Source organism: Pseudomonas frederiksbergensis (assembly GCF_000802155.2).
Lineage (GTDB): Bacteria > Pseudomonadota > Gammaproteobacteria > Pseudomonadales > Pseudomonadaceae > Aquipseudomonas > Aquipseudomonas frederiksbergensis_A.
Genome location: NZ_JQGJ02000005.1, coordinates 311,187 through 332,031 on the forward strand (window position 1 = coordinate 311,187; position 20,845 = coordinate 332,031).

Sequence of the window (20,845 nt, forward strand, 5' to 3'; positions counted from 1 at the left end):
CTACGATGCAAAAGCGTCATCTAGCAAGCAGCATACTCCAGGTTTGCAACCCATCATCTGAGCCTCAATCTGCGTCTATCGATAGCCGGTATGGCTTTAGGCGACAAAAAACAGGCATAGCTGAGTTGTTCTTCTATGCTTGCTTCAAATAAAGGAATTTGCCCCATGGCCGAGCTTGAACCGCGACTTCTGCAGGTGCATGCCCTCAAGACCGCTTGCTCGAACTGCAGCGTGCTTGAGCTGTGCCTGCCCATCGGCCTGACCGGCGGCGAAGTCGAACGCCTCGACACCCTGATCGCCCAGCGGGTGAAGGTCAAGAAAGGCGCCGCGCTGTATCGCACCGGCGACCCACTGCGCTCGTTGTATGCCGTGAGATTGGGTTTCTTCAAGACCAGCGTCCTTTCAGTGGACGGCCGCGAACAAGTTACCGGTTTCCAGATGCAAGGCGAAATGCTCGGCCTCGACGCTATCAGCACCGATCACTATGCCTGCAACGCGATCGCGCTGGAGGACAGCGAAGTCTGCCCGCTGCATTTCAATCTCCTGGAAAAACTCGCCCACGATCTACCCTCGTTGCAGCACAACCTGAACAAGCTCTTGAGCCAGGAAATCGTGCGCGATCACAGCATGCTGTTGATGCTTGGCAACATGAACGCCGATGAGCGGCTGGCGGCGTTCCTGCTGAACCTGTCGCAACGGCTCAACACACGCGGCTATTCCTCCCGGGAATTTGTCCTGCGCATGGGCCGCGAAGCCATCGGCTCCTACCTGGGCCTGCGCCTGGAAACCATCTGTCGGTGCATCGCCCACCTGCGCCAGGAAGAACTGGTGGACGTGCATGGGCGCAATGTCACAATCATGGACTTGCCTGGTCTCAAGCACAAAGTCGCCGGTTGCCATCGTCATGCCGAGCTTTAGTGCCTGCGCTGCATGACCTCCGGTTTCTATCAATTTCCCCAAAACGCACAGGTCGATATCAAGGGGCAACGTTCGAGCCCCGGCGCCCTCAGAAAAATCCACCGCGGGAGCGAGCCTGCTCGCGAAGGCGGTCGTTCAGAGCTCCACGCTGTCGCGATACTCCGGCACCGACACCGACCACCCCAATTCGTCGCAGATGCGGTGGCGCAAGACATCCGACGCATTGGGCTCGCCATGCACGACATAGGTGTGCCGTGGCGGTGTCGTGAAACCCCGCAGCCATTGCATGATCTCGTCGGCATCGGCATGGGCCGACAGCGTTTGCATCGGCACCACTTCAGCATTGATCGGCACATCCTTGCCATGGATACGCACCGAAGGCTCACCCGCCACGATCCTCGCGCCCCGCGTTCCGCCGGCCTGGAAACCGGGCATCAGCAAGGTGTTGATGGGGTTGGGCGCCAGGCTCTTGAGGTGATGCAGTACCCGTCCTCCGGTAGCCATGCCACTGGCGGCGATGATCACCGCCGGGGTGCGTTGCAGATCCAGGGCCATGGCATCCTTGACCGAGCGCACCGGATGGGCGATGTGGCACATGCCTTCGCACTCCTCCTTCGACAACCGATGCTCGTCACCGAAGCGTTGGTATAACCGGGTCACGTCGATGGCCATGGGGCTGTTGAGGTAGATCGGGATATCCGGGATTGCCCGGCGTTGTTTCAGGCGATACAGGTGGTACATCAACAACTGAGCGCGACCGACGGTGAACGAGGGCACCAGCGTGATGCCACGGCGCAACGCGGTGCGGGTGATCACCTCGGCCAATTGATCTTCGGGGGATTCGTGCGGATGGCGACGGTCGCCATAAGTGGACTCCACCAGCAGGACATCCGCCTGCTCGATGACCTTCGGGGCGAACATCACCGGATCCTCGGGCCGGCCCAGGTCACCGGAACACACCAGCGTCATGCCACCGGCTTGTACTTGAACGGTAGCGGCACCCAGGATGTGCCCGGCGCGCCGCAGCAAAATCGTGACGTCCCGGGCAATCTCCACCGGATGCTCGAAGGCGATCGGGCGCAACAGTTTCAGGGCTCGTTCAGCGTGTTCGCGGGTGTACAGCGGGAAGGCCGGCGAGTGCTTGGAAAAGCCCTTGCGGTTGGCGTATTCCGCCTCTTCTTCCTGCAAGCGGGCGCTGTCGCGCAGCAGGATTTTCACCAACTCGCAGGTCGCTGGCGTGGCGTAGACAGGCCCGCGATAACCATTGCGCACCATGACCGGCAAGTAGCCGCTGTGGTCCAGATGGGCGTGGGTCAACACGATCGCATCCAGGTCACGCATCGGCAGTTCGAAGGGATCCCAGTTATGCAGGCGCAACTGCTTGTAGCCCTGGAACAACCCGCAATCGATCAGGATGCGCTGTTCGTCGTGCTCCAGCAGGTATTTGCTGCCGGTAACGGTGCCCGCGGCCCCGAGAAATGTCATGCGCATGGCGGTGCTCCTGGACAATCGATGGGATCGCTGTTGTTTGCCCAGGTGGACGTTGATTTCCCGTCAATCATTTCGCCGCCAGGACCCATTACGTCACACCGCCAGGACGCTGCACTGCACCTGATACAGGATGTGCTCTGTCGTGCTGCCCAGCAGCCCAAACGGATCGCTGTGCTGGGATCGGCCCATGACGATTACATCCACCTCATGCTCCAGGGCAAACTCACTCAGCGCGGATACTGGATGTCCCAGTAAAAACTGCCTGCGCTCGGCCGGCACGCCGAACAGATTGGCCAATTGCGCAAAGGATTTTTCCTGAGTCCTGCGCAGTTCCTTGCTGAGCTGCGACAGTGAAAAGCCGCCGCCTCCCGCATCGCCCAAGTAAAGCGACGGCACTTCAAAGGCATGCACCAGATGCAACTCGGCGTCGCATTGCAACGCGAGTTCAAGCGCCTGACGGATAATCCTGTCGTTAAGCCCGTTGTTCTGAGCAAACGCACTGGAAGGGTCCACGGCCGCGACGACCTTGCGCGGCAAGGCGTGTCCGGCAGCGCCCACCAGATACAACGGGACGGGGCATTTACGCAGCAATTGCCAATCCAGCGGCGTGAAAAACGCGCGCTTGAGCAGCGACTCATGCTGGACCTGCTTGATCAGCAAGTCGGGTTTGATCTGCGCGACGTGCTCCAGGATGCGCTCGCGCATGCCGTCCACCCACGCCATTTCGGTGGTGACCCGCAGGCCCCGGCGCCGCATCTTGTCGGCCTCCTCTTCCAGCCAATCGCGCTGGTCCTGGAAATAGGTCTGCCGCGCTTCTTCACGAGGCTCCTCCTCCAGCACCGACAAGATATCCAGCGAAGGGATCAGCGCCGTGACATGCAGATGCGCCTTGCTGGCAGCCGCCAGGGCGGCGGCGTGATGGAGGGCGGGCGAATGCCGTTGTGCCGGGTTGAGGATCAACAGCAGGCGTTGATACTGGCTCATGATGGATCTCCCAGGGTAAGGCCCGTACGCCACGATGCAGCGCCAAGGCCGTGGTAGCTACCGGCTCTCATGGCGGCGTAGGCGTCCAGCGCCAATCCTGCACCTCGGGCAAGTCCTGCCCATGTTCGATGACGTAAAGCTGATGCTTCTCCATGGTTTCCCAGTATCGATCACGGGCACCGTCCACCAACGGTCGCAGCCGTGGCACTCGCTGGATGACGTCCAGGGCCAACCGATAACGATCGAGCTGATTGATCACCACCATGTCGAATGGCGTGGTGGTGGCGCCCTGCTCCATGAAACCGTGGACATGAAAGTTGTCATGGTTATGGCGTTTGTAGACCAGCCGGTGGATCAGCGACGGATAGCCATGGAAGGCAAAGATCACCGGCTTGTCCACGGTGAACAACTCGTCGAACGCTGCGTCCGACAATCCATGGGCGTGTTGTTGCGGCGGCTGCAGCACCATCAGGTCCACCACATTGATGACGCGTACGCGCAGGTCTGGCACGTATTGGCGCAGTAGCGTGACAGCGGCCAGGGTTTCGAGGGTCGGCACATCACCGGCGCAGGCCATGACCACGTCCGGGTCTTCATCGTCCTTGCAGGCGAAGGCCCAACGGCCAATGCCGGCCATGCAATGGCGGATGGCCGAGTCGATGTCCAGCCACTGCCACTGCGGCTGCTTGCCGGCCACGATCACGTTGATGTAGTTGCGGCTCTTGAGACAATGGTCGGTCACCGACAACAGGCAATTGGCATCGGGGGGCAAATAGATGCGCACCACGTCGGCACTTTTGTTCGCCACCAGATCGATGAACCCTGGATCCTGATGGGAAAAACCGTTGTGATCCTGACGCCAGACATGGGAAGTGAGCAGGTAATTGAGCGATGCGATCGGTGCCCGCCACGGTATTTGGGCAGCGGTCTTGAGCCATTTGGCGTGCTGGTTGAACATCGAGTCGACGATATGGATGAACGCCTCATAGCAGGAAAACAATCCATGCCGGCCGGTCAGCAAATATCCCTCCAGCCAGCCTTCGCACACTTGCTCGCTGAGGATTTCCATCACCCGGCCGTCGCACGCCAGGTTCGTATCGCCCGCCTCCAGCGCCGCCATCCAGGTCTTGTTACTGACCTCGTACACCGCATCAAGGCGATTGGAGGCGGTTTCGTCCGGCCCGAACAGACGGAAGTTCTGCGCCTCGAGGCTGTGCTTCATCACATCGCGCAGGTAGCCGCCCAGCACCCGGGTTGCTTCGGCCTCGACCGCGCCAGGTGCGTGAAGCTGCACGGCATGATCACTGAACCTGGGCACCTCCAGCGGCTGGAGCAGCAAGCCGCCATTGGCATGGGGGTTGGCGCCCAGGCGCCGGTGGCCCGTGGGCGCCAACGCCGCAATGTCAGGCTGCAACGCGCCGTTGGAATCGAATAACTCTTGTGGCCGGTAGCTCTCAAGCCACTGTTGCAGCTGCATCAAATGCTGCGGCTGTTCCAAGTGACTCAGCGGCACCTGGTGGGCGCGACAAGTCCCTTCCACTTGCAGGCCATCGACCAATTTGGGGCCCGTCCAGCCCTTGGGTGTGCGCAACATCAGCATTGGCCAGAGCTGACGCTCCACGGCACGTTCCGTCGGGTCCATGCGGGCCTTGCGCTGGATTTCGCGAATTTTGAGCAGCATGTCGTCCAGGGTCCTGGCCAACTGCTGATGAACGATTTGCGGGTCATCGCCTTCGACAAAATAAGGGTCATAGCCGTAGCCATACATCAGGGCTGAAAGCTCATCCTCGCTGATCCGCGACAGCAGCGTGGGATTGGCGATCTTGAAACCGTTGAGATGAAGGATCGGCAGGACGGCGCCATCGCGCGCGGGGTTGAGGAATTTGTTGGAATGCCAGCTCGCCGCCAGCGTACCGGTTTCGGCCTCACCGTCGCCGATGACACAGGTCACGATCAACTCAGGATTATCAAACGCTGCCCCATAGGCATGGGCCAACGAGTAACCCAATTCGCCCCCCTCATGAATGGAACCGGGGATCTGTGCAGACACATGGCTGGACAACCCGTACGGCCAGGAAAATTGCCGAAACAGGCGCAGCATGCCGTTTTCATTTCGTTCGATCGCGGGGTAGCACTGGGTGAAGCTGCCCTCCAGATAGCTCTGCGCAACGATGGCCGGGCCGCCATGGCCGGGACCCGTGACAAGGATCATATCCAGATCGTGGGTCTTGATCAGATGGTTGAGGTGCACATAAATCAGGTTCAATCCAGGCGTGGTTCCCCAATGGCCGAGCAGACGCGGCTTCACATGGCCGGCTTGTAACGGCTCACGCAGCAAGGGGTTGTCCTTGAGGTAGATCTGCCCCACGGCCAGGTAATTGGAAGCACGCCAATAAGCATCGAGACCTTCCAACTGGTCGGGGCTTAGAAAATCACTCATCGCATCCTCCTGCTGACTGACGGCGCCTCCTGTCGATCGTCGGAGCCGTCGCCGAACGGCGTTCCATGCGTTGATTCTGAAGCGCAGCAATGATCTGGACTTGATTTACATCAGAACCACGGATGCCAAGGTGCAGGAAGGTGCGGGGAAACCGTCACCGCTTGCCCAGACAGGAGAATCCTCATGCGCGCCATGGTCCTGCATGCACCCGGCCAGCCCCTGCAACGGGAAGAACGGCCCGTGCCCGCACCAGCGCGCGGGCAACTGCTGATCAAAGTCCTTGCCTGCGGTGTATGCCGCACCGACCTGCATCTATTTGACGGGGAGTTGCCCCAGGCCAGTCTACCCAGGGTGCCGGGCCATGAAATTGTCGGGAATGTCATGGCTGTCGGCGCGGACGTGGCTACCGGCTGGATCGGTCGGCGAGTGGGCGTGCCCTGGCTGGGTTGGACATGCGGGATTTGCGAATTCTGCCGCTCAGGACGGGAAAACCTCTGTGACCAAGCATTGTTCACCGGCTGCCAGCTGGACGGCGGCTATGCCGACTACACCATTGCCGATGCGCGCTTCTGCTTCCCGCTCCCCGATGCCCTTGAGGCCGCTGAAGCGGCACCTTTGCTGTGTGCGGGGCTGATTGGTTTTCGCGCCTTGCAGATGGCGCAAGACGCTACTCATTTGGGCCTCTATGGGTTCGGCGCCGCTGCCCACCTGGCAATCCAGGTCGCCGTAGGCCGAGGCCAGCAGGTTTACGCCTTCACCCGTCCCGGCGACGATGCAGGCCAGGCGTATGCCCGATCACTCGGCGCGACCTGGGCCGGGCCGTCGGACAAACTTCCTCCGCACCTGCTGGACGCGAGCCTGATCTTCGCACCCGTCGGCGCGCTGGTACCGCTGGCCTTGCAAGCCACCGCCAAGGGCGGCTGCGTCGTGTGCGCCGGCATCCACATGAGCGACATTCCGCGCTTTCCTTATCGCCTGCTGTGGGAGGAGCGCAGCGTGCGCTCAGTGGCCAACCTGACTCGCGCCGATGGCGTGGCATTTTTCGAACAGATCCAATGCACCCCCGTGCATTGCAACGTGACCTGCTACCCCCTGATCGAAGCCAATCAAGCCTTGGAACGACTACGAAGCGGACAGGTCAACGGCGCCATCGTGCTCATCCCCTGACCGCCAACAGGCTGCCCGGTACCGAATACAAGGCCCGCTCCGTCGTACTGCCGATCAACCGCTCCAGACCGCCACGGTGGGCGGTTCCCATCACCACCACATCGGCCTCGTACCCATCGACGAAATCACGGATAACCGGCACCGGCAGGCCGAGGGTGAAATGTCGACGATCGGCCGGCACGCCACACTGCTCGGCCAGGTTGATAAATGCCGTGTGTAATGATTCACGCAGGGCATCGACATAATCATCATCCCAGGCTCCTGCCAATAGCGACGCTTCGCCGTTGAACGCGACCGACAGATCGCAGGCATAGAGCAGGTGCAAAGCAGCGTCGCATTGCCGGGCCATTTGCGCCGCGACCTCGACAATGCGTTGGTTCAAGGCATTGGCCTGGGGATCGGAGGGATCCACTGCGGCCACGACCCGGCGCGGCGAGCCGTGCACCGCCTGGTTGACCAAGTGCACCGGCACCGGACATTCGCGTAGCAGATGACAATCGAGCGGCGTCGCAAACACGCGCTTGAGCATGGGTTCGAGCGTGACGTCCTTGATCAGCAGGTCAGGTTGGAACTGTTCGACGTAACGAAGGATGTCCAGCAGCGGATGAGTGGTCCAGACGACATGTGTCTCTACGTTCAAGCCCTCCTCCTTGAGCAGCGCCGCCTCCTCCGCCATCCACCGACGATAGCGATGCAAATGACGCTGCACCTCCGTTTCGTCTGTTTTCTCACCCCACAGGTGAGTGCGTGCCGGAGGCTGGACGAACACGCATAGATGCAGCGCCGCACCGCTCGCCCGGGCCAGGGCGCAGGCCCTGCGCATCGCTGCGGAGGGGTGCAAGTCGGGTTCGACGATCAATAGCAAACGTTGGTACTGCCCCATCGCACACCTCCATCGAGTGGTTATCTTCACGGTCGGTGCCAAAGGCACCGCCCCCGCTTCGGCACTGTTTGCAGCGTGCGCCCTTCCACAGTCCATGCGGTTTGATCTGAATCAAATGCAACGCATTCGATGATTGGGTGCGCCGGGGCTGATCCAGATCAGAACCGACGTCCACCACGGGCGTAGAACAACCTGGAACGCGAAGCTTTTTAGCGCACCGCATGCCTATACCCGAATGGAGGATCGACCCATGATCACGGTCAAAGACCACAACGAACGCGCCGCTGCGCTGTATGCCAGCATCAGTGGCAAGCACTGGATCCAGGCGCTCAAAGACGGCCGGCATGTGCTGATCCGACCGCTTCGGGAGGAGGATCGCCAGCGCGAATATGACTTCATCAAGCGCCTGTCTCCCGAGTCGCGGCACATGCGCTTCCTGTCGCAAATCAATGAACCCGGAGCGGTCATGCTCGATCAGTTGATGGATGTCGACTGCAAGACGCGCCTGGCCTATATCGCCCTGGTCCACGACAACGGTCAGTTGATCGAGATCGGTGTCAGTCGCTACTGCGCCACGTCCGAACACGAATGCGAGTGCGCGGTGACCGTCGCCGATCAGTGGCAGCACCTGGGCCTGGGGACGTTGTTGATGGAACATCTGATCGATGCGGCACGTAAAAACGGCTATCGGCAGATGTACTCCGTCGATGCCGCCAGCAACGCCGCCATGCGGGATCTGGCCCACAGCCTGGGGTTCGAGACCCGTACCGACCCCGACGACACCCGGCAGGTCATCCACCGCCTCTATCTCTAGCCATGACACTGTGCGGGTGTCTCTTCCATGGCCCCGCGCAGGTGGTTCCCGTCATGCCTGCGGCTTTATCGCCCAGACGCTGCAAGGCGCCCGTTGCAACAAGAGCTCGGCGGTCGTCCCCAGGCGCTTTTCCAGCCCGTGATGGGCCGTGGTCCCCATAACGATGACATCCGTCTGATGATCAGCGGCGAACCTGCAAATGCTGTTCAACGGTGCCCCCTCGATGAAATGTCGTTGCTGGGGCATGACACCGTGGCGTTCGGCCAAGGATTCGAAGACTTCATGCTGCGCCTCGCCCAACGCCTCATAGATACCGGTTGCCAGGGGCAGTGCCCCAAAGCCCATGTCCGACGCATAGACAGCGGTCCAGTCAAAGGCATGCAGCAGTTCGACTTCGGCGTTGCATTGCTCGGCCAGCTTGACCGCTGCGTCGACGATCTGGTCGTTGAACACCAGGTCCTGTTCCTCACTGCGCAGCACGTCGACGATCGCCAGGACCCGCCGCGGCCGCGGGTTGCGCGAATCGGTGACCAGGTGCACCGGCACGGGACAATCACGCAGCAAGCGCCAGTCCAGCGGGGTGAAGAAGACCCGCTTCATCGCCGGCTCCGGCTGTGCATCCTTGATGATCAGCGCCAGCGGCAACTCCTTGATGTACTGCAGCAGGGCTTGAAAAGCGTCCTTGGCCCAGACCACTTCGCACGTCACCTCGACGCCGTGCCGGCGCGCCAGCTCGGCCTGTTGCCAAAGCCAATGCCGATGGGTTTCCAGGTAACCCTCGCGGGCCTGCTTGACCTGGTCCGGCGCGAACAGGCCAGCCACCGATAACAGTTCCAGATAATCGATGGCGACAATGTGCAGCGGCAGGTCCAAGGCCAGCGCCAGCTCGGTGGCGCGGTCGAATGCCGGCGTACGGATCATGGCGTCAGGCGCCAACAGCAACAAACGGGGAGTCAGGGACATGGAAAACCTCGACGCGTGGCTTTAACACTGAGTGGGTGGAAGATCCCAGAATGAACGCAGGGCAAATGCAGGACTTGATATTGATCAAACTGCCATCATCTGGACTCATAGATTCGGGAGAAACAGCCCGCCCCACATCGCCAGCGTCATCAGTACCTGGCCGGGAATGACGAGCCCGGCGAACCGGCGTCCACCGCTGACCCAGGCCACCACGCATTTGCTCAGGGAGTTGCTGGTCAGGGCCATCAGGACGGGCACGGCGACGTCATCGAAGGGCAATAACCCGCCCTTCGCCAGGGAGGCAATGGAGGCGGTCGAGGCATGGGCGTCGACCAAGCCGCTGAAAATCGCCGTGACGGTCACCCCGGCCTGCCCGAACTCTGCAAGCATGGCCGACGACACAACCGTGATGACAGTCATCGCCACGACTACCGTCAACGCCAGTTTCAGGCTGAAGGCCCCGCCGTGCTTGATCTCTTCGTCGGCGCGCACCCTGGGCCGGGGAAACATCAACACGCCGGTGTAGAGCAGGACCGTCAGCAACCCGCACAGCAACGGCCCCCACATCCAGCCCAATAGCGCCGGCTCCACCGCGCCGATAATCAGCGCCATCTGCGCCAGTGTCGCCAGATTGGCCAGCATGGCGGCCGCGCTCAATATCTTCACATTGATCGGTTCCTTCGCGGCGATGTGCCCCATGGTCGCGACGGTCATCGTAGCGGAGGCAAACCCCGATGCGATTGCGCCGAGGGCATAACCATAACGAGTGCCAAGGGTCCGGACCGCGACGTGCCCCAATGCCCCGACCGCCATCAGCATGACGGTCAGGGCACAGAGGGTGCGAAGGTTGATGGCGTTATATGGCCCCAGGTAACGATCCGGAGCGAGCGGGAGTATGACCAATGCGGCAATCAACAGCATCAGGCCATCGCGCAACTCGACAGCCGTCAGTTGGCTACGGGCGAAATGGTGCAGCGCCTGGCGGCTGGCCAGCAGCCCCGCCATCACCACGCCTACCGCCGTCGCCAGGGCCGGTGCAGTGACGCAGAGCGCGCCCAGCGCCAACACGGCAAACAAGGCCACCTCGCTCGTGATGCCAGGGTCCTTGTCGAGGTTCTTCCAGTACGCCACGGTGACCAATGCCCCCAGCGCAAGCGCGAAAAACCCTAGCAAGGGAGGACCGCCGATCCAGGCGGTGACGTACCCCAACAACGAGGTCACGGCAAACGTGCGCAGGCCGGCGAAATCACGCCTGCCGTCCTCGCCCTTGCGTCGCTCGCGCTCCAGCCCCACGAGCAGGCCGATGCCCAGCGCCGCGCCGGCGTTGGCAAAACCCAGGGCTTCGATCGTGGCCACAGACTATGCCAAATGCGCGGACGTACGTTGCGATGGCGCTGGCACCTCCCGCGCCGCGCCGGGTCGAGCGAACGCACCTTGCGGCCAGGCATGGGGGGCGTCGATCCGCGCCTGCAGCGTTCTGGTGAACGCCTGCGCTTGCTCAAGGCTTTTGAAACCCACACACAACGCATCCAAGCGCACCACCCAGGACGTCCCTGGCTGCCGCTCTTCAATTCGAATAATCATGACCAACCTCCGGTGACGGGTGGGCCTGCATGCCAGGATCAAGTCCTAGCCTGCGCGCCCATCGCGCGGGGCAGCTTGATCGGGATCAAACATTGTGCTGTCGCGCCATCATCGCTCGCGCAGGGCTTTGACGTGGGTTTGATGCAAATCAAGTCACCAAGCGCCACCGCGCTCATGATCGATACCAGACACAGCCCGCGCGACAGTCGCACGGCGCCTACAGGTCCTTGTCCAGGAGGTTTGTCATGTCTACGCAATCACGCTTGATGCTGGTCGTTTCGCCACTGATGGAACACAGTCCGGCGTTCGACCGCGCCGCCGCACTCGCCAAGGCCGAAGGCGCCGCACTGCACATCGTCGCCTTTGATTATCTGGAAGGCCTGGCCACGGCCGGGCTGGTCAATGAACAAGCACTGGAACAGATGCGCCTGGGCTACATCGAACGCCATCGGGATTGGCTGGAAGAACAGGCCAGGCCCCTGCGCAAGCTCGGCATCGAAGTCACCACCGAAGTGACCTGGGTCGAACGTCCCTTGCAGGAAATCCTGATCCACCTCAAGGAAACGCCGATGGCCGCGCTGATCAAGACGGTGGATCCCGAATCCTGGATCTCACGCCTGATGTTCACGCCCCTGGACGTTCACCTGCTGCGCGAATGCGAGGTGCCGTTGCACTTCGTCAACAAAGTCGCCCATGCGCGCCCGCGCAAGATCCTCGCTGCCATCGATCCTTTTCACCGCGACGGGCGCTACAAAGGCCTCAACGACCGGGTCTTGGGCGAAGCCAACAAACTGGCCGCCAGCTGCGATGCGGAGCTGGAAGTCATCTATGCCTACGACCTGTCCTCCATCACCGCGGCCGAATACGGCTTTGGCAACGGCTCGACCTTCTTTTCCTCGGCCCTGGCCCGACAGCTCTACGAATCCCAAGGCGCAGCATTCGAAGCCCTGGCCGAACGCAACGGCATCGCCCCGGAACAACGACGCATGATCATGGGCGATCCGGCCAAGGTGCTGGTCAGCTACGCCGGGGCCCATGACATCGATGTCATCGTCATGGGCCGCGTGCGTTATGGCGGCATCGACAAGCTGATCGGCAGCACCGTGGAAAGCCTGCTGTACAAGATGCCGTGCAGCTTGTGGGTGATTGCACCACAGCAATTTGACTAGGAAGGCCGTCGCCGATGGCCCGTAGAACCGCTCAGCGTTCCAGGAAACCCGGCTGATGAACCGACCCATCGAGACGCCAGCGCAGCAACAGCTCATCGCCACGGACGTGGAGGCCTGGCACGCGCTGTCCGCCGAGCAGGTACTCGAACGGCTGGGTGTCAACGAGCAAGCCGGGCTGGACGCTGCGCAAGTCCAGGCCCGGCTTGCCCGTAGCGGCTTCAATCGCCTGCCGGAATCTTCCCGAAGGCCGGCTTGGCGGCGATTCCTCCTGCAGTTCCACAACATCCTGATTTATGTACTGCTCGGGTCGGCTGTGATCACCGCGATCCTGCAACACGTGTGGGATACGGCAGTCATCCTCGCCGTGGTGGTTGCCAACGCCATCATTGGTTATATCCAGGAAGGCAAGGCCGAAAAAGCCATGGACGCCATCCGCGAAATGCTGGCCCCCCGGGCAACGGTGATTCGTGCCGGCGAACGCCTGGGCATTACCGGCGACGAACTGGTACCTGGCGACATCGTTTTGCTGGAGGCCGGCGACAAGGTGCCCGCAGACCTGCGCCTGCTGCATGCCAACCGGCTCCAGGTCCAGGAAGCCATCCTGACCGGAGAGTCCGCCCCGGTGGAAAAACACACCGAACCGGTACACCCGCAAGCGCCCCTGGGTGATCGCGCCTGCATGGCCTTCAGCGGTACGCTCGTTACGTGCGGACAAGCCACGGGGATCGTCGTCGCCACCGCGACATCCGCCGAAATCGGGCGTATCAGCAACCTGTTGGCAGACGTGGAATCACTGACGACACCGCTGATCCAGCAAATGGACGCCTTCGCACGCTGGCTGACCCTATTGATCCTGCTGATAGCTGGTCTGTTACTCGTCTATGGTCATTTTGTCGGGCATTACGTCTTCGCCGACATATTCATGGTCGTAGTGGGTATGGCGGTCGCCGCCATCCCTGAAGGGCTGCCTGCGGTACTCACCATTACATTGGCGGTGGGCGTCCGGGCGATGGCCCGCCGCAATGCCATCATTCGTCGCCTGCCAGCCATCGAAACACTGGGCTCGGTATCGGTCATCTGCACGGACAAGACCGGCACGCTCACGCGCAACGAGATGATGGTGGTGTCGGTCGTCACCCATGACCTGACCTTCACGGTCGACGGCGCAGGCTATCAGCCTTCGGGCAACATGAATCTTGCCGATCAATTGATCGACACCGCCCATCACCCGACACTGGCCGAACTGGGACGTGCGGCCAGCCTGTGCAATGACGCGAGATTGAGGCTGCACGAAGAGACCTGGAAGGTCGAAGGCGATCCCATGGAAGGCGCATTGCAGGTGTTTGGTGCCAAGGCTGGTATCGACGGCGACGAAGAGCGAGGCACCTGGGCCCGCACCGATGCCATTCCGTTTGACGCCAAACACCGCTTCATGGCGACGCTGCACCACAACCATGACCGGCAAGCGGTTGTTTATGTCAAAGGCGCGCCGGAGCAGGTCCTGGCCATGTGCAAGCAACAGCGGGGCAACGACGGGACAACCGCCCCGCTCGATGCAGACTATTGGCACACGCAGGCCAATCTCATCGCCAGCAAAGGCCAGCGAGTGCTGGCGCTCGCCGTCAGGTCAGTCCCGCCGGAACAGGTCATTCTGGAGTTTGCCGACGTGCAAGGGTCATTGACCCTGCTTGGCCTGGTCGGAATGATCGATCCGCCCCGCCCGGAGACGATCCAGGCGATCAAGCAATGCCAGACGGCAGGCATCGCAGTGAAAATGATTACCGGAGACCACGCCGGCACCGCCTCCGCCATCGGGCGCCAGATCGGCCTGCACAACCCGGACGAAGTGTTGACCGGCGCGGACCTCGACACCCTGGACGATGCGACGCTCAAGGAGTCGCTCAAACGCGTGAACATCTTCGCTCGAACCAGCCCTGAACATAAGCTCAGGTTGGTGACCCTGCTGCAATCGAACGGCATGACCGTGGCAATGACCGGCGACGGCGTCAACGACGCTCCCGCCCTCAAACGCGCAGACGCCGGTATCGCCATGGGTGGCAAAGGCAGCGAGGCCGCCAAGGAAGCGGCGGACGTGGTACTGGCGGACGACAACTTCGCGTCCATCGTGGCCGCGGTGCGTGAAGGACGGACGGTCTACGACAACATCAAGAAAGTACTGAGTTGGACATTGCCAACCAACGCCGGCGAGACGATGACACTCATCGTTGCGCTGCTGTTTGGCTTGACGTTGCCGGTCACGGCCATACAGATCCTGTGGATCAACTTGATTACCGCCATCACGCTGGGTATCGCGCTGGCGTTTGAACCGACCGAAGACAACACCATGCGCAGGCCGCCGCGTTCCAGGCAGGAGCCGCTGATAGGCGGCGCGCTGGTCTGGCACATGGTGCTTGTCTCAGTGCTTTTTCTCTGTGGGGTGTACGGCGTTTTTTCCTATGCCCTGGACCGAGGCTATCCCGTGGAACTGGCCCGTACCTTGGCGGTGAACACCTTGGTCGTGATGGAGATTTTCCATCTGTTCTTCATCCGCAACCTCTACGGCACGTCCCTGACCTGGAAAGCCATTCGCGGGACCAAGGTGGTATGGGCGACCGTCGCGGTGGTGACCGTCGCCCAGTTCGCCATCACCTACGCGCCACCGCTGCAAGCCGTGTTTGCCACACAAGCCGTCCCCTTCATCGACGGCCTGCTGATCATCGGGGTGGGCATTGCGCTGTTCGCCATCATCGAAATCGAGAAACAACTTCGACTGCGTTTAACCGAGTCCGATCGTCAACCGTGACGACTCCCCCGCCCACCCACGCTGCAAGGATTACCAACCATGAACGCATCCAGATTCGCCGCCCTCGCTTTGACGGCGGTGCTTTTCCCCACGCTGACCTTTGCCCAGCAAGACGTCGACGCCACCAAGCCGGCGCCGCAGTCGATGAGCGTTGAGCAATTTGACCAGGATATGGCCAAGGCCCAGGAAAACCTGAAGAAGATGCAGGAACAGATGACCCAGATCCAGAACACCACCGACCCGGCGCAACGCCAGAAACTCATGCAAGAACACCAGGCCACGATGCGGCAAAGCATGCAGATGATGAATGGGATGATGGGGTGTTGCGGCGGCATGATGGGCGGCCACATGAAGGGAAACGGCCCGATGATGGGTTGGAAACAGATGGGCAACCACTATTCCCGGATGACGCCCGAGCAGATGAAGCAACACCAGTACATGATGGACCGGTACATGGGCATGCAACAGATGATGATGGAACAGATGATGCAGCATCAGCAGAACATGGGTACGCCAGCGCCCTAGACCTGTCTCCCAGGGCCGCGGCTGGCCTCCAAGTGCTGCCCACCCCACCTGCCGCGTCGGCAGGTGGGGTTTTGGACAACCGTGCAGTCATCGCGGGCGTGTCATCAGCCTCAGTGCAAGAACTTCAACCCGCCGGCAAGCGCAAGCGCCGCCAGGCAGGTCCAGCCCGAGAACATCCTTCGCCAGACAAGCCTGCGCGGAATGAACCCCACCCCTCTGACGAAGGCCACGCTCATGGCGATGAACAATGCCGTTGCCAGCGCATGGTCGGCTTTTCCGTCCGGCGCCGTCATCAGTGGCGGGTAAAGCGTACAGGCCAACATGATCGTCACCGCGACGGCCAGGCTCAGCCGATGCAGCCGTGACGAAGGCTGGACCTCGGCGACATTCAACGTCATGACTGCGCCTCGTCCCGGTCGCTCATGGCTCGACCGGCCTCGTTCTCACCCCACATTGCATTGAGTATCGCCAGCAATAGTGCAAAACCGACTCCCAGCATCCAGGCGAAATACCACATAGTGCTTTACTCCTCTGTCGACACTAGTAGGCCGAATGTTCGTTGGCGTGGATCTGGGTGGCCGTGACCTTGCCGCGCATGACGCGATACGCCCAACCGGTATAGATCACGATCAATGGCATGAAGAACAACGTGGCCCAGAACATGATGGCCAGGCTCAGGTGACTGGCAACGCTGTCCCACACGGTCAGGCTGGCCGCTGGCATCGATGACGACGGCATGACAAAGGGGAACATCGATACCCCCGCCGTACCGATGACACCGACCACCGCAAGCGATGACGAAGCGAACGCGCAAAGGGTACGCCGCCCCATCAGCAACAGCGCCGCACCGGCTGCGCCGGCCAGGCCAAGCGCCGGTAGCAGCCACAGCCAAGGATAGCGACCATAGTTGGCCATCCAGGCCCCCGCCTCCCTCACGACCGACTTGCCGAGAATGTCTGGCAACCCGCCGGTATCGACGAGTGAGGTGATGCGATAGCCCTCGATCCATTGCAGCCAGATGCCCGCTACGACAAACGAACACACCAGCACGATGGCAGCGCCTATCGCGCCTTTTATCGCCCGGGACTGAATGCCGCCCTCCGTGCGATGGGCCAGGTACGCGCCTCCTTGCAGCGTAATCATCGCGCTGCTGACCACACCGGTCAGCAGCGCGAAAGGGTTGAGCAAATGCCAGAAGCTGCCGGTGTACGTGGACACCAGGTATTCATTGAAGTGAAACGGTACGCCCTGCAATAAATTGCCAAACGCGATGCCGAACACCAGCGGCGGCACGGCCCCACCCACGAAAAGCCCCCAGTCCCAGGTGCTGCGCCATACCGGATGGTGGATCTTGCTGCGGTAGTCGAAACCCACCGGGCGGAAGAACAACGCCCAGAGCACCAGGATCATCGCCCAATAGAATCCGCTGAACGCCGTGGCATAGACCACCGGCCATGCGGCGAACAAAGCGCCGCCGGCGGTAATGAACCAGACCTGATTGCCATCCCAATGCGGCCCCACGGTGTTGATCACGACGCGCCGTTCCATGTCATTGCGCCCCACGAACGGCAGCAGCGTGCCGACGCCCATGTCGTGGCCGTCCATGATGGCGAAGCCTATGAGCAGGACGCCGACCAGCGCCCACCAGATGATCTTGAGCGTGAAATAATCAAGCATGCTGAAGCTCCTTCAACTTGGCGTCATGGACATAACGACCGGTACCGAGGCTGCCAGGCCCCTGGCGGGCGAACTTGACCATCAGGAACATTTCCACCGCCAGCAGGACCGTGTAGAAAACCACGAACCCAGCCAGGGAGCCGTACAGGTTATTGACGCTGAGGGTGGAAACGCTCATGTGAGTCGGCAGCACACCGTAGATGGTCCAGGGTTGGCGGCCGTACTCGGCCACGAACCAGCCCAGCTCACAGGCGAGCCATGGCGCAGGCAGCATCAACAGTGCGCAGCGCAACAACCCGCGAGGATGTGCGCCGCTCGACCTCAAGGTGCTCCAGAAGGCCAGCCCGAAAAGCACGAGCATCGCAAAGCCCAGGCCAACCATGATCCGGAACCCCCAGAACATCGGGGTCACGCGCGGTACGGTATCGTTCACTGCCTTGTCGATGATGGCCGGCGTGGCCTGGTTGACATCCTCGACGTACTTTTTAAGCAGCAGGCCAAAGCCCAGGTCGGCCTTGTACGCTTCGAAAGTATCGAACGCGGCCTTATCGGTGCGATCGGCGCGCAGCGCTTCAAGCGCATTGACGGCAGTAATGCCCCGCAGAATACGTGCGCGGTTTTTCGCCTTGATGTCATGGATGCCGGGAATCTGCTTGCTGACCGAGCGCGTGCCGATCAAGCCCATCACCCACGGCACATCGAGTTCCCAGTTATTCCTGGACTCGGCTTCATTGATGCTGGCAATCAGGGTCAAGCCCGCCGGCGCCGGTTTGGTTTCCCACATGGCTTCCATGGCCGCCAGCTTGGTTTGCTGCGCCTCGCCCACCGTGTAACCCGACTCATCCCCCAGCACGATGACACTCAGCACCGAGGCCAGGCCGAAGGCGGCCGCCACCCGAAAACTACGCTTGGCAAACTCGACATCACGTCCCTTGAGCAAGTACCAACTGGAAATCGACAGCACAAACATCGAGCCGGTGACATAACCGGCAGACACCGTGTGGACAAACTTGGCCTGGGCCACCGGGTTGAAAACCACGGCCCAGAAATCCACCATCTCCATGCGCATGGTGATGTAACTGAATTCAGAACCCACCGGGTTCTGCATCCAGCCATTGGCAATCAGGATCCACAGCGCCGACAGGTTTGTGCCAATGGCCATCAGCAGCGTGACCAGCAAATGATGTTCTTTCTTCAGGCGATCCCATCCGAAGAAGAACAAGCCGATCATGGTCGATTCAAGAAAAAACGCCATCAGGCCCTCGATGGCCAGCGGGGCACCGAAGATGTCCCCGACGTAGTGCGAGTAGTACGCCCAGTTGGTGCCGAACTGAAACTCCAGGGTGATGCCAGTGGTCACGCCCAAGGCGAAGTTGATACCGAACAATTTTCCCCAGAAACGAGTCATGTCTTTCCAGATGACATTGCCGGTCATCACATAGACGCTTTCCATGATGACCAGCAGCCACACCATCCCCACGGTGAGCGGTACAAATAGAAAGTGGTACAGCGCAGTGGCTGCGAATTGCAGCCGTGACAAATCCACCAGTTGTTCTGAGATCACTTGCTTGCCCCTTGAGCCGAGGTGGGTACGCCGAACCTGTCACTGATGGTGTTCGAGTCGACGCTGACGCGCGAATCCTTGATGAACAGCCACCACAGCACGGTCAGCACGACCAGTTTGATCAGCACTGCTGTGAGCAGATGGCGACGCAGTCGTTTATCGGAAATAGTCATGGGGCAAGCATTAGCACGGCTCATGCCAATGCTTCGCTTGATTATTTATCCAGAAAATACAATGAGTTAGAAAACCTCATCGAAAACCGCCGTTGGGCTTTGAGGGAAGAACCACTGCCAAACTGCCAGGGGCTGGCAGTCAATGGCAGTCAGGGTCGGTGGGGGTCAGGTCAGGTCAGGCCAGGCCCTGCTCTTTCAATCGCCGATATAAAGTGCGTTCACTCACCCCCAGGTGTTTGGCCAGTTCGCTGCGGGTGCCCTTGAAAGTGGCCACGAGCTGTTCCAGGTCCCTGCTATCGGGCGCAGGCGTCAAGGCTGGGGCGGACAACGTCACGGGGTTCGACGGCAGGTGCAAGGAATGGATGACGCCGTCGTCGGCAAACAGCGCGGCTCTTTCCAGGACATTTCGCAGCTCGCGGATATTGCCCGGCCAGGAAAACCGCTGCAATTGCATCAGCGCCGCGGGATCGATGGTCAGCCGACGCTTACCTACGCCGGAGCGTTGCAGGAATGAATCCACCAGCAAGCCGATGTCTTCAAGGCGATGACGCAAGGGCGGTAAATGGATGGGAAAAACGCTGATGCGGTAGTACAAGTCCTGCCTGAACTCGCCCTTCTCCACCATCTTTTCCAAAGGCTTATGGGTCGCGGCCACCAGCCGGAAATCGGCGTGCAGGGTTTCCACACTGCCGACACGGCGATAGGTGCCCGACTCGATCAATCGCAACAGCTTCACCTGCATGGCCAGGGGAACGTCGCCTATCTCATCGAGAAACAGCGTACCGCCCTGGGCCGTCTCCACCAGGCCTGCCTTGCGCACGGAGGCGCCCGTAAAGGCCCCTTTCTCGTGGCCGAACAGTTCGCTTTCGAACAAGGTTTCGGTCAACCCGGAACAATCCACCACGACAAAAGGCCCGGCTGCCCGCTCACTGGTTTCATGGACGGCGCGGGCAAACAGTTCCTTGCCGGTGCCGGATTCTCCCAGCAGCAGGACCGGCAACATCGAGGGCGCTACCCGCTGCAGTTCCGCCAGTGCCTGGTTAAAGGCTGGCGAGCTGCCCACCAGCCCCTCATTACTGGGCCGGGCCGATGCGCTACGCACCAGGGTCAGACGCTCCACATAAGCGGTGATGGCGCCATGCTCATTGAGGATCGGGCGCAGTTCCACGTCGACGTGTTCCGGCCCGCGCGGGGTGTGGTGGATGTGCAAGACACGATCGGGACTGCGCATTTCCCTGGCCTTTTTCATCGGGCAGTTCTCACCGGCCTGGTCGCAAGGCACATCGTAGTGGTGGGAAATGCGATAACACTTATGACCAATGAACGGTTTGTCGGCGCTGCCGAACTGACGCAGGTAAGCGGTGTTCGCTGCCAGGATGTTGTAATCCGGATCGAGGACGATCATCGGCTGGGGCTCGTGCTCCAGGAACGAGACCAGGGACTGCACCTGGTCTGGATGTGGAAGCGGGTCTTGGGTGGGAGGCAGGCTGTGGGTCATCGCGGCTCCAGTGAATGCGTCCAGCAAGGGTGGCACTGCCACTATGCCAACAAACGCTGCCATTGGCAGTGGAATTGCCTAAAGATTGTGAGGCGCCTTGCCGACACCCATGAACTAAAATGAATAAAATCATAGCGTTAACGATCTTCATCGCTTCCAGAATCAACATGGCAACCTTCTTGCTGTGTCTGT

Annotated in this window: 19 protein-coding genes; 6 read left to right on the forward strand and 13 right to left on the reverse strand. The window is 60.9% G+C overall.

Annotated features, from left to right (window positions below; all coding sequences use genetic code 11):
• Positions 1-165 precede the first annotated feature (165 nt).
• Positions 166-918 (forward strand): fumarate/nitrate reduction transcriptional regulator Fnr, encoded by a 753-nt coding sequence (fnr, locus tag JZ00_RS12425; protein WP_039589726.1) that lies wholly within the window; start codon positions 166-168, stop codon positions 916-918.
• A gap of 135 nt (positions 919-1,053) precedes the next feature.
• Here the strand turns inward: fnr and JZ00_RS12430 are convergent, their stop codons facing one another.
• The 3 genes from JZ00_RS12430 to JZ00_RS12440 form a co-directional block, all read right to left on the reverse strand.
• On the reverse strand, positions 1,054-2,409 hold the full coding sequence (locus tag JZ00_RS12430) for an MBL fold metallo-hydrolase RNA specificity domain-containing protein (RefSeq protein WP_039589724.1): 1,356 nt from the start codon (positions 2,407-2,409) through the stop codon (positions 1,054-1,056).
• A gap of 93 nt (positions 2,410-2,502) precedes the next feature.
• Positions 2,503-3,393 carry a universal stress protein gene (locus tag JZ00_RS12435; RefSeq protein WP_039589723.1) on the reverse strand — a complete coding sequence of 297 codons (891 nt, stop codon included), beginning with the start codon at positions 3,391-3,393 and terminating at the stop codon, positions 2,503-2,505.
• A 67-nt stretch (positions 3,394-3,460) separates the two neighbouring features.
• Positions 3,461-5,923, reverse strand: coding sequence for a phosphoketolase family protein (locus JZ00_RS12440; RefSeq protein WP_459542912.1), 2,463 nt, complete (start codon positions 5,921-5,923; stop codon positions 3,461-3,463).
• Positions 5,924-6,016: 93 nt separating this feature from the next.
• Here JZ00_RS12440 and JZ00_RS12445 point away from each other — a divergent pair, with 93 nt between their 5' ends.
• Positions 6,017-7,000 (forward strand): zinc-dependent alcohol dehydrogenase family protein, encoded by a 984-nt coding sequence (locus tag JZ00_RS12445; protein WP_039589719.1) that lies wholly within the window; start codon positions 6,017-6,019, stop codon positions 6,998-7,000.
• Here the strand turns inward: JZ00_RS12445 and JZ00_RS12450 are convergent.
• Positions 6,990-7,883, reverse strand: a complete 894-nt coding sequence (locus JZ00_RS12450; RefSeq protein ID WP_039589716.1) for a universal stress protein — start codon at positions 7,881-7,883, stop codon at positions 6,990-6,992. The genes JZ00_RS12445 and JZ00_RS12450 overlap by 11 nt on opposite strands.
• Before the next feature lie 250 nt (positions 7,884-8,133).
• Here JZ00_RS12450 and JZ00_RS12455 point away from each other — a divergent pair, with 250 nt between their 5' ends.
• Positions 8,134-8,697, forward strand: coding sequence for a GNAT family N-acetyltransferase (locus JZ00_RS12455; RefSeq protein ID WP_039589714.1), 564 nt, complete (start codon positions 8,134-8,136; stop codon positions 8,695-8,697).
• A gap of 51 nt (positions 8,698-8,748) precedes the next feature.
• On the opposite strand, the gene JZ00_RS12460 is transcribed toward JZ00_RS12455, so the two are convergent.
• The 3 genes from JZ00_RS12460 to JZ00_RS12470 form a co-directional block, all read right to left on the reverse strand.
• Positions 8,749-9,660, reverse strand: coding sequence for a universal stress protein (locus JZ00_RS12460; protein WP_039589713.1), 912 nt, complete (start codon positions 9,658-9,660; stop codon positions 8,749-8,751).
• A gap of 105 nt (positions 9,661-9,765) precedes the next feature.
• Complete coding sequence (locus tag JZ00_RS12465; protein ID WP_412177669.1) at positions 9,766-11,016, reverse strand: MgtC/SapB family protein; 1,251 nt, start codon at positions 11,014-11,016, stop codon at positions 9,766-9,768.
• A gap of 3 nt (positions 11,017-11,019) precedes the next feature.
• Entirely contained in the window at positions 11,020-11,244 is a 225-nt protein-coding gene (locus JZ00_RS12470; RefSeq protein ID WP_039589711.1) for a hypothetical protein, read from the reverse strand.
• A gap of 245 nt (positions 11,245-11,489) precedes the next feature.
• Here JZ00_RS12470 and JZ00_RS12475 point away from each other — a divergent pair, with 245 nt between their 5' ends.
• The 3 genes from JZ00_RS12475 to JZ00_RS12485 are packed head-to-tail and all read left to right on the forward strand — an operon-like array spanning position 11,490 to position 15,741.
• Entirely contained in the window at positions 11,490-12,413 is a 924-nt protein-coding gene (locus tag JZ00_RS12475) for a universal stress protein (RefSeq protein ID WP_039589710.1), read from the forward strand.
• Between the two features lie 55 nt (positions 12,414-12,468).
• Complete coding sequence (locus JZ00_RS12480; RefSeq protein ID WP_039589709.1) at positions 12,469-15,216, forward strand: cation-transporting P-type ATPase; 2,748 nt, start codon at positions 12,469-12,471, stop codon at positions 15,214-15,216.
• Positions 15,217-15,255: 39 nt separating this feature from the next.
• The gene (locus JZ00_RS12485; protein ID WP_039589707.1) at positions 15,256-15,741 is read left to right on the forward strand and encodes a hypothetical protein; all 486 of its coding nucleotides are present in this window, start codon (positions 15,256-15,258) and stop codon (positions 15,739-15,741) included.
• A 110-nt stretch (positions 15,742-15,851) separates the two neighbouring features.
• On the opposite strand, the gene JZ00_RS12490 is transcribed toward JZ00_RS12485, so the two are convergent.
• The 6 genes from JZ00_RS12490 to JZ00_RS12515 all read right to left on the reverse strand — a co-directional run bounded on the left by JZ00_RS12490 (position 15,852) and on the right by JZ00_RS12515 (position 20,653).
• Positions 15,852-16,139 (reverse strand): cyd operon YbgE family protein, encoded by a 288-nt coding sequence (locus JZ00_RS12490; RefSeq protein ID WP_039589706.1) that lies wholly within the window; start codon positions 16,137-16,139, stop codon positions 15,852-15,854.
• The gene (gene cydX, locus JZ00_RS30165) at positions 16,136-16,258 is read right to left on the reverse strand and encodes a cytochrome bd-I oxidase subunit CydX (protein WP_039589704.1); all 123 of its coding nucleotides are present in this window, start codon (positions 16,256-16,258) and stop codon (positions 16,136-16,138) included. Before cydX ends, JZ00_RS12490 begins: the two co-directional genes overlap by 4 nt.
• Positions 16,259-16,281: 23 nt before the next feature.
• The gene (cydB, locus tag JZ00_RS12500; protein ID WP_039589702.1) at positions 16,282-17,418 is read right to left on the reverse strand and encodes a cytochrome d ubiquinol oxidase subunit II; all 1,137 of its coding nucleotides are present in this window, start codon (positions 17,416-17,418) and stop codon (positions 16,282-16,284) included.
• Entirely contained in the window at positions 17,411-18,982 is a 1,572-nt protein-coding gene (locus JZ00_RS12505; RefSeq protein ID WP_039589700.1) for a cytochrome ubiquinol oxidase subunit I, read from the reverse strand. The genes cydB and JZ00_RS12505 overlap by 8 nt, the downstream gene beginning before the upstream one ends.
• Positions 18,979-19,155 carry a cytochrome oxidase putative small subunit CydP gene (gene cydP, locus JZ00_RS31235; RefSeq protein WP_014338536.1) on the reverse strand — a complete coding sequence of 59 codons (177 nt, stop codon included), beginning with the start codon at positions 19,153-19,155 and terminating at the stop codon, positions 18,979-18,981. The genes JZ00_RS12505 and cydP overlap by 4 nt, the downstream gene beginning before the upstream one ends.
• Before the next feature lie 175 nt (positions 19,156-19,330).
• Entirely contained in the window at positions 19,331-20,653 is a 1,323-nt protein-coding gene (locus JZ00_RS12515; RefSeq protein ID WP_039589697.1) for a sigma-54 interaction domain-containing protein, read from the reverse strand.
• Between the last annotated feature and the right edge of the window lie 192 nt (positions 20,654-20,845).

Excerpts from the sequence above, each read along its gene's own strand:
- JZ00_RS12470 (WP_039589711.1), bottom strand. The coding sequence starts at position 11,244 with ATGATTATTCGAATTGAAGAGCGGCAGCCAGGGACGTCCTGGGTGGTG.
- JZ00_RS12485 (WP_039589707.1), top strand. The coding sequence starts at position 15,256 with ATGAACGCATCCAGATTCGCCGCCCTCGCTTTGACGGCGGTGCTTTTC.
- JZ00_RS12480 (WP_039589709.1), top strand. The coding sequence starts at position 12,469 with ATGAACCGACCCATCGAGACGCCAGCGCAGCAACAGCTCATCGCCACG.
- JZ00_RS12475 (WP_039589710.1), top strand. The coding sequence starts at position 11,490 with ATGTCTACGCAATCACGCTTGATGCTGGTCGTTTCGCCACTGATGGAA.
- JZ00_RS12435 (WP_039589723.1), bottom strand. The coding sequence starts at position 3,393 with ATGAGCCAGTATCAACGCCTGCTGTTGATCCTCAACCCGGCACAACGG.
- JZ00_RS12445 (WP_039589719.1), top strand. The coding sequence starts at position 6,017 with ATGCGCGCCATGGTCCTGCATGCACCCGGCCAGCCCCTGCAACGGGAA.
- JZ00_RS12430 (WP_039589724.1), bottom strand. The coding sequence starts at position 2,409 with ATGCGCATGACATTTCTCGGGGCCGCGGGCACCGTTACCGGCAGCAAA.
- JZ00_RS12515 (WP_039589697.1), bottom strand. The coding sequence starts at position 20,653 with ATGACCCACAGCCTGCCTCCCACCCAAGACCCGCTTCCACATCCAGAC.
- JZ00_RS12490 (WP_039589706.1), bottom strand. The coding sequence starts at position 16,139 with ATGACGTTGAATGTCGCCGAGGTCCAGCCTTCGTCACGGCTGCATCGG.
- cydX (WP_039589704.1), bottom strand. The coding sequence starts at position 16,258 with ATGTGGTATTTCGCCTGGATGCTGGGAGTCGGTTTTGCACTATTGCTG.
- JZ00_RS12460 (WP_039589713.1), bottom strand. The coding sequence starts at position 9,660 with ATGTCCCTGACTCCCCGTTTGTTGCTGTTGGCGCCTGACGCCATGATC.
- JZ00_RS12450 (WP_039589716.1), bottom strand. The coding sequence starts at position 7,883 with ATGGGGCAGTACCAACGTTTGCTATTGATCGTCGAACCCGACTTGCAC.
- cydP (WP_014338536.1), bottom strand. The coding sequence starts at position 19,155 with ATGACTATTTCCGATAAACGACTGCGTCGCCATCTGCTCACAGCAGTG.
- JZ00_RS12455 (WP_039589714.1), top strand. The coding sequence starts at position 8,134 with ATGATCACGGTCAAAGACCACAACGAACGCGCCGCTGCGCTGTATGCC.
- fnr (WP_039589726.1), top strand. The coding sequence starts at position 166 with ATGGCCGAGCTTGAACCGCGACTTCTGCAGGTGCATGCCCTCAAGACC.
- cydB (WP_039589702.1), bottom strand. The coding sequence starts at position 17,418 with ATGCTTGATTATTTCACGCTCAAGATCATCTGGTGGGCGCTGGTCGGC.